The following is a 12,468-nucleotide window of genomic DNA, read 5'->3' on the forward strand; positions in this document are numbered from 1 at the left end:
CTAGGTGGAAACCCGCTACACTCCGCTTCCAGGATCGCTCCGTACCGGGGCGTTCCGTCACCACCAGCCCTTACCGAACCACGCTCCGATGCCCAGCCCCAAGCTCAGACTGGACCGTTCGCGCCACGCGGCGCCCCAGGTCTTCGAACATCTGCGCGACCAGATCATGTCCCTGGATCTGGCGCCGGGCACGCCGCTGTCGCGGGTGACGCTGGCCGAGACCTATGGCGTAAGCCAGACGCCGATCCGCGACGCGCTCATGAAACTGGCCGAGGAAGCGCTGGTCGAGATCTATCCGCAGCACACCACCGTGGTCAGCCGCATCGACATCGCCGCGGCGCGCCAGGCGCATTTCCTGCGCCGCTCGATCGAGCTGGAAATCGTGCACCTGCTCGCGCAGAAGCCTGACACCCTGTTGATCCAGCGGCTGCAGGCCAGCATCGAGCGCCAGCGCGTCTGCCTCGCCGCCGGCCAATACCCGCAGTTCATGGCGGCCGACCAGGCCTTCCACCGCGACATGCACGTGGCCGCCGGCGTCAGCGCGCTGTGGGACATGGAGCAACGCTACAGCGGCCACGTCGACCGCCTGCGCCGCCTGCACCTGCCCGAGGCGGGCAAGGCCGCGCGCATCATGGACGACCACCAGCGGGTGCTGGATGCCATCGCGGCCGGCGACGCCGCCCGCGCGCAGCAGGCCCTGCGCGAGCACCTGTCGGGCACCCTCAACCAGGTGGCCGACATCTGCAAACGCTATCCGGACTACGTGCTGGCCGATTGAGCCGGCGACACTCAGTCCAGCCCGTAGCGCAGGATCACGGTCCTGCCGTCGCGCTCGGCGTGCACCAGCACGCCCTCGCCAGCCGCGTCCAGTCCCAGCAGGCCGCGCTCCTGGTCCGGCGACAGCTGGAAGGGCCGCCAGGTGCGGCCCTGGTCATGCGTATGGAAATAGGTCCGGGTCCGTTCGCCAAAATCGAACAGGCGATCGGCATAGGTCTGCACCATCCAGCCCTTGCGGCCAAACCAGGCCTGGCCGATCGACGACGGCTGGCCCCGCACCTTGGGCGTGGCGGCCAGTTCGTGCCAATTGCCCTGGTCCGTATCGAGGCGAAAAATGCGATTGCCTTGCGTGGCGTATACCGGCATGCCCAGCACCGGCCGCGACATCGGGTCCTGTTGCGGTACCGGCGCCACGCCATGGGTAATACGGAACGCCGGCGATGCGCCCGCCTGGAACCGCACCTCGAAACGCCGGGTCTCGATACGCCGCGCGGCGCCGTCGGCCCCGACCCGGTCGCGCCAACTCCAGCCCACCGCCCGGTCGGCCGCCACCGGATACAGCGACCAGCCATAAGCCAGGCGCGCGTCTGCGGCGCCGCGCTGCGGGCCCGCCTGATCGGCAAGCGCCTTGCCGTAGCTGCCGGCATCGGGCCAGACCTGCTCGTCCAGCCGCAGCGCCGACCAATGCCGGGCGCCGTCTTCGCTCACCAACAGGCGCGCGCCATCGGCCGCCTCTTCGAGCGCCACGACGCGCGCCTCGGTCAGGAACATGGCGTGGCGCTGGGCCGGGCCCAGCGTCACTTCGGGCGCGTAGCGCCAACTGGCGCCCTGGTCATCCGAGCGCCATGCCCCGCCCACGGCCGGCGCGCCACGCTGGCGCGCCTGGCGCAAGGGGCCGGCGACCAGGTACAGGGTCTGGCCCGGGGTACTCAGTAGCGTCACGCCGGCATCGCCAGCGACGGAACCGAGCAGCGCGTAGCGCCCGTTGTCGCGGCCGCCGTAGACCAAATTGCGCACCTCGCGCGCGGCCGCGGCCGCCCGCAGCAGGTCTTGGGCCAGGGCGGCCTGGCGGATGGCCGCCTCGTCCTGCGGCATGGGCGGCATGGGCCCGAACTCGCCCGGCTCATGCTGCGCCGGCACCAGCGCCTCCAGCACCGGCGCCTGCTCCAGCCCGCCCTGGACCCGCCCTGCCACGATCAATTGGCCGGTCAGGTATTGGTAGTCGCCAAAGCGGTACAGGCGCGTGCGCGAATAGCCCGCCAGCGGCGGCCCGTCGAGCTGGCCGATCACCTCGCTGCGCACCAGCGGCTGGCCTTGCGGCGCCAACTGGTACAGGCCATAGGCCAATAGCCCGGCCACGGCAATCGCGGCCGCGCCGGCGTACCCCCTGATATCCATTCCTGCGTTTCCCCTCGAAACCTGCCGCTGCCGCCCTGCATTGTGGCGGCATCCGGACCGACGAGACTATACCCTTGCGCCGGGCCGGCCGGCGGGATGCGGCCATGACCGGATCTTTCTCTATACTGGGTGACTTACCTTGATGCCGCTCTGGAAACGCCCTCATGATTGCAAGGCAAGCGCTACCTACCCTGATCCTGGCCACGCTGGCGGGCGCGGCCTGGGGCCAGCCGGCCCCCACGCCGGCCGACGCCTGCGCGGCCCAGGCCGCGCACCAGGACAAGCCGGCGCCGGGCGGCGCCTGCGCCAGCGAAGTCGCGGCGCGTCAGGACGACAGCGCCGCAACGGTGTCGGGCAACGGGTCTGACTGGCAGCCGCTGGCGCCGCAGAGCATGCCGGGCGTGTTCTATGACGGCGCCTCGATCACGCAGCTGTCCGAACGGCCCGTGGTGATGCTGGCCACGGTGGCATGGTTCTACGCCCAGCCTCGGGTTTCCGAGACCAACGGCCAGCCCTATGGCTCGGTGACGCAGGCCGTGATCATGGACTGCAGCGCCAATACCTATACGGTCACCGAGACGCAGCACTATACGGGTCCCAATGCCACCGGCAGCCTGGTGGAATCGCTGCCGGTGGCCGGCGTGAACAACGCGCCGGTGGTGCGCGATCCGGTGCAGCGTTCGCTGCGCACGGTAATCTGCCCGGCCGACGGCGGCCGCGCCCGGCGCTGAGGCGCAGCGGTCCTGCGCCGATCCGCCCCGCGCGCCGCCGGCGCGCCGGTCACACCTGGGCCAGGGCCTGGTCCAGGTCGGCCAGCAGATCGTCGATGTGCTCGATGCCAATCGACAGGCGCACGGTTTCCTCGCGCACGCCGGCCTTTTGCAGCTCTTCGGGATTGAGTTGGCGGTGGGTGGTGGATGCGGGATGGGTGGCCAGCGACTTGGCATCGCCGATATTGACCAGGCGGGTGAACAGTTGCAGCGCGTCCTGGAAGCGCGCGCCGGCCTCGCGGCCGCCCTTGACGCCAAAGGTGAACAGGCCGGGCGCCTTGCCGCCCAGGTACTTGCGCACCAGTGCGTGGTCGGGATGGTCCGGCAGGCCGGCGTAATTGACCCAATCGACCTTGGGATGCTCGCGCAGGTAGTTGGCCACCTTGACCGCGTTCTCGACGATGCGGTCGACCCGCAGCGCCAGCGTCTCGATGCCTTGCAGGATCTGGAACGAATTGAACGGCGAGATCGCCGCGCCGGTGTTGCGCAGCGGCACCACGCGGGCGCGGCCGATGTAGGCGGCCGGGCCGAAGGCTTCGGTATAGACCACGCCGTGGTAACTGACGTCGGGCTCGTTCAGGCGCTTGAAGCGGGTCTTGTGCTCGGCCCACGGGAACTTGCCCGAGTCGATGATGGCGCCGCCCAGGCTGGTGCCGTGGCCGCCCAGGTACTTGGTCAGCGATTGCACCACGATGTCGGCGCCGTGCTCGATCGGACGCAGCAGGTACGGCGACGGCACGGTGTTATCGACGATCAGCGGCAGGCCGTGGCGGTGGGCCAGCTCGGCCAGCGCGGCGATGTCGGTGATGTTGCCCAGCGGGTTGCCGACCGATTCGGCGAAGATGGCCTTGGTGCGCTCGTCGATCTGCGCCTCGAAAGCCGCCAGGTCGCCCGGATGGGCAAAGCGCGTGGTGATGCCGTATTGCGGCAGCGTGTGGGCGAACAGGTTGTACGTGCCGCCGTACAGCGTGCTGGACGAGACGATGTTGTCGCCCGCCTCGGCAATGGTCAGGATGGCGTAGGTCACCGCCGCCTGGCCCGAGGCCAGCGCCAGCGCGGCGATGCCGCCTTCCAGCGCCGCCACGCGCTGTTCCAGCACGTCGGTGGTCGGGTTCATGATGCGGGTGTAGATGTTGCCCGCCACCTTCAGGTCGAACAGGTCGGCGCCGTGCTGGGTATCGTCAAAGGCATACGCCACGGTCTGGTAGATCGGCACGGCCACCGCGCGCGTGGTCGGGTCCGGCTTGTAGCCGCCGTGCACGGCGATAGTCTCCAGCCGCCATTCGGGTTTCTTCGCTTCGGTCATCGCTGTCTCCTTGTGGGTACTGGGAGGCGATACTACCCGCAGCTCATGCCCGCGTAAACCGCCGTGGCGCGGCGGTTTTCATTGGCTGCCGCGCGCCTCCCAGCGCCGCAACCATGCCGGCCGCGGCGCCGCGTCCAGCCAGTTCTTGACGATCAGGCCCAGTTCGGTGTCGCCGGAAATGCGCAGCCGGCGCTGAAAGAACAAGGTGTCGGCGTCGGTTTCGCCCCGCATCAGGGCCAGCAATTCGGCCACACCCGCGCCCAGTTCGAGTTCGCAGGCCTGGCGGCGCCACAACGGCCGAAAGACGCCGTCCCGCACCGTGAAGCGGCTGCACAGACCCAGGTCCTCGACGGTGATGGCGAAGCTGCGGCCCTCCAGTTCGGGCGGCGGGCTGAGCCAGTTCAGGCGCCGCGCCAGCTCCAGTCCCGCGACGAAATGCAGCGACACCAGCGGCGCCGGCAGGCGGCGGCCCAGGCGCGCGACCACGCCGGGCGCGGCGAATCCCGTGCCGCTCATGGCCGCTCCTGCCAGGCGATGCCGGACTGGCCATGGAAATAGCCATTGCAGCGGCCGATGCCGGCCGGCGGACTCACCGTGCCCTGCGCGCGGCCGCCGCGCACCGCGTCGAGCGCGCCAATCGCCGCCAGCGTGCCGCTGGACTGCGGGCTGACGCGCAGCACCTCGGCGCCCATGTCCGCCAGACGCGCCGCCTGGTCCAGCAAGTCGAGACAGGCGGCCGACTGCACCTGGATGCCGTTGATCGCCAGGAATTCGCGCGATTCCCGTGTGCGCATGTCCAGGCCATCGGGGTGTTCGATGCAGCGAAAGCCGCAGTCGTCCTTCTTCAAGCGGAAATGGCGCGCGGTGAAACAGCGCGCCGAGAACGCCAGGGCCATACGGCCCCACACCATGACCTCGGCCTGCAATCCGGCCGGCCGCTCGTCCAGCAGCCGCGCCAGCGTATTGACGTGCATTTCCAGCGGCGCCACGAAGCGGACGGCGCCGCGCGCGGCCAGCCATTCCAGCGTGCCGCCATGATAGGCGTTCATGTGCGGACCGGCCACGAACGGCCGCCCGTCCAGATGGCGCAGGGCGCCGGCCTCGCCGGCCTCGACCATGAAGTCCGTCTGCTCGCACAGGCGCCGCAGGGCCGACGCCTCGGCGCCGGTTTCGATCAGGGTGCGGCCGGACAGCACCACGTCCTTGCCGCTGGCGGCAAGGTCGCGCGCCAAGTCGAGCCAGTCGTCGGCGCGCAGCTCGTGGCGCCGGCTGCAGACGGTCTCGCCAATATAAAGAATGTCGGCCGCGCTGTCGGCCAGTTCCGCGTAGAACGCCAGCGTGCGCTGGCGCGGCCAGTAATACAGTAGCGGGCCGACGGAGATGCGGAAAGGCTGGGGATTCATTTCCATGGACGTTCGAATGCGCCTTGCGTGACTTGGGAACCCTCGGCATGGCGCGCCAGCATGGCGTTCCATTCGGGGCGGGGGGAATAGCGGTTGGCATCGGCGTGGGCGCTGTCGAGCGCGGCGCGCAGCGTGGACACCACCTGGGTGACATAGGCCGGGCTGCGCTGGCGTCCTTCGATCTTGATGGCCGCCACACCCATCTCGGCCAGCCTGGGCAGCAGGCCGATGGCGTTCAGGCTGGTGGGTTCCTCCAACGCGTGGTCGGCGTGGCCCTCGACCTCGAAGCGGCCCTTGCACAGGGTCGGATAGGCCGCGGCCTCGCCCGGCCCGTAGCGGTCGATCAGGATGCCGTTCAGGCGCGCGTCCAGGTGGCCATCCGCCTCGACCCAGCGCACCGCGCTGGCGGGCGAACAGACGCCCTTGTTGTTGGGCGAGTCGCCGGTGGCGTACGACGACAGCAGGCAGCGGCCCTCGGCCATGACGCACAGGCTGCCGAAGCCGAACACTTCGACTTCGACGCTGACGTTGGCGCAGATGCGGGCGATCTCGGCCAGGGTCAGCACGCGCGGCAGCACCACGCGCTGAATGCCGAACTGTTCCTTCATCAGTTCGATGGCATCGCTGTGGGTGGCCGAGCCCTGCACCGACAGGTGCAGCCGCAGATCGGGATAGCGGTCGCGGGCATAGGCCAGCAGGCCGGCGTCGGCCATGATGACCGCGTCCGCGCCCAGCCCATGCGCGGCGTCGACCGCCGCGCGCCATTCCTGGCCGCGGCCCGCCTGCACGAAGGTGTTGATGGCGAACAGCACCTTGCGCTGCCGGCTGTGCGCCAGTTCGACGCCGGCGCGGATGTCGCTTTCGGTGAAGTTGAGCCCGGCGAAGTTGCGGGCGTTGGTGGCGTTCTTCAGGCCCAGGTAGATGGTGTCGGCGCCTGCCTCGATCGCCGCCTTCAGCGCGGCCAGGCTGCCGGCCGGCGCCACGAGTTCCAGGGGGGAGGTTCGGGTTTGCATGCCGGCCAGTCTAGGGGCCGGCGCCGCGCGGGGCCTTGTCGCAGATCAAACCGCGCGGCGGCCGCGCGCCCGGGCGGTCAAGTCAGACCGGATCGTCGCCGTGCAGCCCGTGTTCGACCGCGTAGACCGCCACTTGCACGCGGCTGGTCAGGTTGAGTTTCTTGAGCACGTTCTGCACGTGGATCTTGACCGTGCTTTCGCTGACGTCGAGCTCGCGCGCGATCACCTTGTTGCTGGCGCCACGCGCCAGGCACTGCACGATCTGGCGCTCGCGTGCGGTCAGGCGATGGCGTTCGGCCTGCCCGGCCGGGGCCTGCGCCGCCAGGTTGGCCTGGTCGCGGAATTGCGCCACCAGCTTGGCCGTCATGCCGTCGGCGATCACCGGCTCGCCGCCGGCGGCGCGGCGGATGGCGGTGGTCAGCGCTTCGGCGTCGATGTTCTTGAGCAGATACCCGCGGGCGCCATCGCGCAGCGCCTGGCCGAGTTCGTCGGCCTCTTCCGAGACGGTCAGGATGATGACCGCACAGGACGGCAGGTCCTGCGTCAGCAGTTGCAGCGTTTCCAGGCCGGACAGGCCCGGCATGTTCAGGTCCAGCAGCACCACGTCCGGCTTGAGTTCCTTGGCGCGCTTGAGGCCTTCGACACCGTCGCCGGCCTCGGCCACCACCTCGAAATCCGGCTGGCGCTGCAGCAGCAGGCGCATGCCCGAACGGAACAGGGTGTGGTCGTCGACAAGCAGGATACGGATGGGCATGGTCTGGAAGAATCAGGCGGCCTGGCGCTCAGCCCCGGGCAGTGTCAGCGCGATGCGCGTGCCGGCGCCGGGCCGGGATTTCATTGTAATCGTGGCATGCATGCGAGCCGCGCGTTCGCGCATGATGTGCAGGCCGACGTGGGCCTCGCCGCGCTGCGACACCTCATCCGGATCGTAGCCCTGGCCGTTGTCGGCGATCAGCAGGCTGAAATCGCGCTCGTTGCGCACCACCACGTCGACCCGGTCCGCCTCGGAATGCTTGCGCACGTTGGACAGCGCTTCCTGCAGGATGAACAACACCTGCAGTTGCTGTTCCGGCGCCAGCGGCGCGCCCAGGCCCTGGCTGAAGGCCAGCTCGGTGCGCACACCGGTCTGGCGGCGGAAACGCTCGACTGTATCGTGGATGGCGGTCTTCAGGTCGCCCTGCCCCAGCTTGTCGCGAAAGTTGGTGAGCAGCTCGCGCACGTCCTGGTAGCTTTCGTCCACGCCGGTGCGCAGCAGCGGCAGGATTTCCTGGATCTCGGCCTGGTCGCCGCGCCTGACCGCCGCGTCCAGCAATTGCAATTGCAGATTCAGGAAGTTCAGGCCCTGCGCCAGGCTGTCGTGCAGGCCCTGCGCCACCAGGCCGCGTTCCTGCACCACCGCCAGCTGGCGCGCCTGGGCGCCGAGACGGCGGTTGTCCAGCGCCACGCCCAGGTGCTGCCCCAGGGTTTCCAGCAGCTGCGATTCGGACGCGGTCAGCTTGCGCGGCTCGCGGAAATGCAGCGAATACGAGCCCAGCACCTCGTCGCGCGTGACGATGCGGAATACCGCCACGCTGGCGAAGCCGTCGCGCTGGCAGTTCAGGTCGGGCTGCGCCGGCGCCTGGCGCAGGTCCTGGATCACGATGACGCCGGCCTGGCGCGTGGCCACGCCGCAATAGCAGTCATCGACCTGCATGCAGTGTTCGGACTCGACCAATTCCTCCGACAGCCCCACCGACACCACCAGGTTGAGCTTGTCGTTGTCCGGGTCGAGGGCGCGGATGCTGCCCCCCTCGGCGTCGAACTGCAACATGACGCGGCGCAGGAAGCCCTGGCACATCGCCTCGATGTCGTTGGGCTGGTTCAGGAACGCCGCCATGTCGTAGAGCGCGCCGATGTCGCGGTTCTGCGCCGCCAGTTGCGCGGTCTTCTCGCCCACGCGCTGTTCCAGGCCGGTATACAGGCTTTGCAGTTCGTCGGCCATGCGGTTGAAGCCGCGCGCCAGCACGCCGAATTCGTCCTGGCTCTCGACCGGCAGGCGGGTGCTGAATTCGCGCGCCGCCATGCGCTGCAGGCCGTCGCGCAGGCGCAGCACCGGCGCGATGATCCACAAGTACAGCAGGTAGATCATGGCCAGCGTGCCGGCGCTGGCGATGGCCGCCAGCACGCCTTGCGACAGCCGCAGCGAGGTGGTCTTGCCGGCGTTGTCCTGTTCGATCATGCGCACCAGTTCGTCGGCGCGGGCGACGAAATCGGGCAGCGTGTCCAGGTACTCGGCCGCGTCATGGCGGGCGATCGCGCGCATGGCGGCCGGCCGCATGATGTCGCGCCAGTAGTCGGCCACGCCTCGCCAGTGCTGGCGGATGAGCGGGTCGTTGGGAATGAACAGCGGCCGCGCCGGGTTGCCGCGCGCCAGTCGCGCGATGGTGTCATCCATCAGCCGCACCTGTTCCTCGGTGCGCGCCTGGCTGCCGGCCTGGGGCCGCATCAGCTCGACCGCGACCCGGTTGGCGCGCATGCGCAGGCTGCCGGTATCGTTGATGGCTGCGCCCGCCCCTTCCAGTTGCCACGACAGCCACAGCGTCAGGCCGATCATGCCCAGCACCACGATCAGCGCCACCAGCGAACTGGCGACGATGCGCGTGGACAGCCGGTGGCGTGGCGAGGGCAGCGCCTGGGCAGCGGTGCAGGGATCGGGCGGCGTCATCAGCAAAGGTTTGCGGTGGGACAGGCGTGCGGGCGGGGCGGGGATTGTCGCGCGCGGCGCGGCTTGGGCCGGGATTGCCGCGCGCGGCGCGGCTTATCCGGTCGAGTGTAGTCCTTTCGCCCAGCCCCGCACCACCGCGTGGACGATGAAATCCGCCACCGCCGCCGGGTTGTTCAGCGGCAGGCAGGGTAAGTCCGTGTCCAGCACGGCGTCGCTGACGATCGCCAGGAAACTGGCGTCCTCGGCATGCAGCGGCGGCTTGCCCAGCGCCGGACGGTACACCTCGATGCGAGGGATGGCGACCTGCTTGAAACCTTCGACCAGCACCAGGTCGGCCGGCGCCAGGCGCGCCACCTGATCCTGCAGCGACGGTTCCGGCGCGCCGCGCAGCTCGCGCACGATGGCATAGCGGAACGGCGAGGCCACCATCACTTCCTGCGCCCCGGCCTGCCGAAAGCGCGCGCTGTCCTTGCCGGGCGGCTCCATCTCGAAGTCGTGATGGCTGTGCTTGATGACGCTGACCTTCAGGCCATGCGCGCCCAGCAGTGGCAGCATGGCCTCGATCAGGGTGGTCTTGCCGCTGCCCGAGCGGCCAGCGATACCGAAAACAGGGGTCATGCGGACTCCGTGAACAAAGGACAGACAATGGGCAGGAACGCATCCGCCCGCGCCGAGTATGCCAGCAAAGCGCCGGCCACCAGGTCGAAATACCAGCCGTGCAAAGTGAGGTCGCCGGCCCGCAGGCGCCGCTGCACGCACGGCAGCGCCTCCAGGTTGCGCAGCGAGATCAGGATCGACGCCTGCTCGCAGGCCCGCCGGCGCTCGGCCGCCGACGCCGCCGGCATCTGGTTCAGCACCCGCTGGCGCGCCGGTTCGGCGATATCCATCCAGCGGTTCAGGTAATCCGGCTCGCCGTCGGCGCGCGCCGGCCGTTCCATCAGCGCGCGGATGCCGCCGCACTGGGCATGGCCCAGCACGATGATGCGACTGACCTTCAGTTGCTCGACCGCGAACTGGATCGCGGCCAACACCCCATGGTGGCCCTGATCGCGGTCTGGCGGCGGCACCAGGTTGGCGACATTGCGCACGGTGAAGATGTCGCCCGGATCGCAGCCCAGCAGCATGGCCGGATCGACCCGCGAATCGCAGCAGCCCACCAGCAGCGTGCTGGGGTGCTGGCCATCGCGCAGGTTGCGGTAGAGGGACGGCGCCGCTTCGTAATACTGGTGCTGGAAGCGTTGAAAGCCGTCCACCAGCCGTTCCAGGTCGCGCATGGTTCAGCCTCCGGTCTGCGACATGAAACGCACGATGCGTTCGGGCCGGGCGGTGAATTCGTGGCGTTCCGGCTTGGCGGCGATGCCGGCCCGGATCGCCTGTTCCAGTTCGGCGTCGCTGGCGCCGGCGCGCAGCAGCCGGCCCAGCGGCACCTGGTCCTCCTGGCCCAGGCACAGATACAGGGTGCCGTCCACGCCCAGCCGCACGCGGTTGCAGGCGGCGCAGAAATGGCGCGACATGGGCGTGATGACACCCAACACCGGCGCGCCGCCGCCGTCGCTCCAGTAACGCGCGGGTCCGCCGCCCTGCCCGGCCAGCGCCGGCACCAGCCCGGCGGCGGCCGCCAGCCGTGCGCCCAGGGCGCCAAGGTCGGCATGGGCATAGCGGCGGCCGCAATCGCCCACCGGCATCGGCTCGATCAGGCGCAGAATGAAACCCTGCGCCAGGGCGTAGTCCAGCAGCCGGCGCACGTCGGCCTCGGGCGTGGCGGCGTGTACCACGCTGTTGAGCTTGATCGGGGCGAAGCCGGCATCGCGCGCGGCGCGCAGCCCGGCCAGCACCGCGCCGAGGCAGTCGCGGCCGGTGATGCGGCCGAATTCGGCCGCGTCCAATGTGTCCAGGCTGATGTTCAGGCGGTCTACGCCCGCCGCGCGCAAGGACGCGGCATGGCGCGCCAGTTGGGTGCCGTTGGTCGACAGCGACAAGTCGTCCACGCCCGGCAGCGCGGCGATGGCGGCGGCCAGGCCGGCCACGCCCCGGCGCAGCAGCGGTTCGCCGCCCGTCAGCCGCAAGCGGCGCACGCCCAGGCCGGCGAACAGGCCCGCCAGGCGCGCCATTTCGTCGTGGCGCAACCAGTTGGCGGGCTCCTCGAAGCCCTTGAAGCCCTTGGGCATGCAATAGCCGCAACGCAGGTCGCAGCGGTCGGTGACCGAGACCCGCAGGTAGTCGATGCGGCGGCCGAAGCCGTCGACCAGGCCGCGCGGCGTGGCGGGTATGGCGCGCCCGGTGATCACCGGAGCCGCCGCCAGGGCCGGCGCGCGGCTCATGACGGGCTCCCGAACACCCGGTCGGCCTCGGCCGCGCCCAGATCGATGCCGCGCACGTCGGCGCGCTCCACCAATAGCCTGGCGTACTGGCGCCAGGCGGTGTCGCGGCTGGCGGCGCCCAGGGCCGTGGCGATCGACTCGCGCACCTGCTCGAACGGCAGCAGCCGTCCTTCGATGCGCCGCGTCACCCGCACGATATGCAGGCCGTGGCGGGTTTCCAGCACATGGGGCAGCAGGCCGCCGGCCGGCAAGGCGAACACCGCCTTCTCGAATTCCGGCACGGTGTCGCCGCGCCCCAGCTGCCCCAGGTTGCCGCCCACCGCCGCCGACGGGCAGTTGGACTGCCGCCGCGCCACCTCGGCGAAAGCGGAGGGATCGGCCAGCAGGTCGGCCAGCACGGCGCTGGCATGGGCCCGCAGCATGTCCAGGTTGACCCCGGGGGTGACCTGGAACAGGATGTGGTCGGCCTCGATCAGTTCGCCCACGATGAAGCGCTGCGAATTGGCCTGGTAATAGCGGCGGCAGGCCGCCTCATCGGCCTCGGGGGCCTGCGCCTGGCGGTCCAGCAAGGCGCCGATGGCATCGTCTTCGGACAAGGGGTCCGATTCCGACCCCAGCCCCAGCCGCGCCGCCTCGTCCAGCAGCACCCGGCGCAGCACCAGCGCGGTGGCGGCGGCGCGCATCGGGTTGGGTGCGTCCGCGTGCAGCGGCAGTTCTTGTTCCATATCCGCGTCGGTCAGTTCGACGCCATTGACGGTCACAGGCATGTCGGCCTC

13 protein-coding genes are annotated in these 12,468 nt (G+C 70.0%); 2 read left to right on the top strand and 11 right to left on the bottom strand.

Going from position 1 to position 12,468, the window contains the following annotated elements; all coding sequences use genetic code 11:
- The first annotated feature begins 88 nt into the window (after positions 1–88).
- Positions 89–778, top strand: a complete 690-nt coding sequence (locus K2W61_RS23650) for a GntR family transcriptional regulator (RefSeq protein ID WP_236756698.1) — start codon at positions 89–91, stop codon at positions 776–778.
- A gap of 11 nt (positions 779–789) precedes the next feature.
- Here K2W61_RS23650 and K2W61_RS23655 read toward each other — a convergent pair whose 3' ends face one another.
- Complete coding sequence (locus tag K2W61_RS23655) at positions 790–2,175, bottom strand: beta propeller repeat protein (protein WP_236756699.1); 1,386 nt, start codon at positions 2,173–2,175, stop codon at positions 790–792.
- 164 nt (positions 2,176–2,339) lie between these two features.
- On the opposite strand from K2W61_RS23655, the gene K2W61_RS23660 reads away from it, so the two are divergent.
- Positions 2,340–2,906: a surface-adhesin E family protein gene (locus K2W61_RS23660; RefSeq protein ID WP_236756700.1), complete on the top strand. Its 567-nt coding sequence runs from the start codon at positions 2,340–2,342 to the stop codon at positions 2,904–2,906.
- Between the two features lie 49 nt (positions 2,907–2,955).
- Here the strand turns inward: K2W61_RS23660 and K2W61_RS23665 are convergent, their stop codons facing one another.
- From K2W61_RS23665 to K2W61_RS23710, 10 genes are all read right to left on the bottom strand, one after another.
- Positions 2,956–4,251: an O-acetylhomoserine aminocarboxypropyltransferase/cysteine synthase family protein gene (locus K2W61_RS23665; protein WP_236756701.1), complete on the bottom strand. Its 1,296-nt coding sequence runs from the start codon at positions 4,249–4,251 to the stop codon at positions 2,956–2,958.
- 78 nt (positions 4,252–4,329) lie between these two features.
- Entirely contained in the window at positions 4,330–4,767 is a 438-nt protein-coding gene (ubiT, locus tag K2W61_RS23670; protein ID WP_236756702.1) for a ubiquinone anaerobic biosynthesis accessory factor UbiT, read from the bottom strand.
- Entirely contained in the window at positions 4,764–5,660 is an 897-nt protein-coding gene (locus tag K2W61_RS23675; RefSeq protein ID WP_419761619.1) for a U32 family peptidase, read from the bottom strand. Before K2W61_RS23675 ends, ubiT begins: the two co-directional genes overlap by 4 nt.
- A complete protein-coding gene (ubiU, locus tag K2W61_RS23680; protein WP_175140022.1) occupies positions 5,651–6,667 on the bottom strand; it encodes a ubiquinone anaerobic biosynthesis protein UbiU in 1,017 nt (338 codons plus the stop codon). The genes K2W61_RS23675 and ubiU overlap by 10 nt, the downstream gene beginning before the upstream one ends.
- Positions 6,668–6,749: 82 nt before the next feature.
- A complete protein-coding gene (locus K2W61_RS23685) occupies positions 6,750–7,421 on the bottom strand; it encodes a response regulator (protein ID WP_175132137.1) in 672 nt (223 codons plus the stop codon).
- Between the two features lie 12 nt (positions 7,422–7,433).
- Positions 7,434–9,371 (bottom strand): type IV pili methyl-accepting chemotaxis transducer N-terminal domain-containing protein, encoded by a 1,938-nt coding sequence (locus tag K2W61_RS23690; RefSeq protein WP_175140023.1) that lies wholly within the window; start codon positions 9,369–9,371, stop codon positions 7,434–7,436.
- A 93-nt stretch (positions 9,372–9,464) separates the two neighbouring features.
- Positions 9,465–9,989: a molybdopterin-guanine dinucleotide biosynthesis protein B gene (mobB, locus tag K2W61_RS23695; protein ID WP_175132139.1), complete on the bottom strand. Its 525-nt coding sequence runs from the start codon at positions 9,987–9,989 to the stop codon at positions 9,465–9,467.
- Positions 9,986–10,645, bottom strand: coding sequence for a carbonic anhydrase (locus tag K2W61_RS23700; protein ID WP_175132140.1), 660 nt, complete (start codon positions 10,643–10,645; stop codon positions 9,986–9,988). Before K2W61_RS23700 ends, mobB begins: the two co-directional genes overlap by 4 nt.
- A gap of 3 nt (positions 10,646–10,648) precedes the next feature.
- A complete protein-coding gene (gene moaA, locus K2W61_RS23705; protein ID WP_236756703.1) occupies positions 10,649–11,692 on the bottom strand; it encodes a GTP 3',8-cyclase MoaA in 1,044 nt (347 codons plus the stop codon).
- The gene (locus K2W61_RS23710) at positions 11,689–12,459 is read right to left on the bottom strand and encodes a peptidylprolyl isomerase (protein ID WP_175132141.1); all 771 of its coding nucleotides are present in this window, start codon (positions 12,457–12,459) and stop codon (positions 11,689–11,691) included. Before K2W61_RS23710 ends, moaA begins: the two co-directional genes overlap by 4 nt.
- Positions 12,460–12,468: the final 9 nt, after the last annotated feature.

Origin of the sequence: Achromobacter pulmonis (assembly GCF_021733725.1) — a bacterium.
GTDB lineage: Bacteria > Pseudomonadota > Gammaproteobacteria > Burkholderiales > Burkholderiaceae_B > Achromobacter > Achromobacter pulmonis.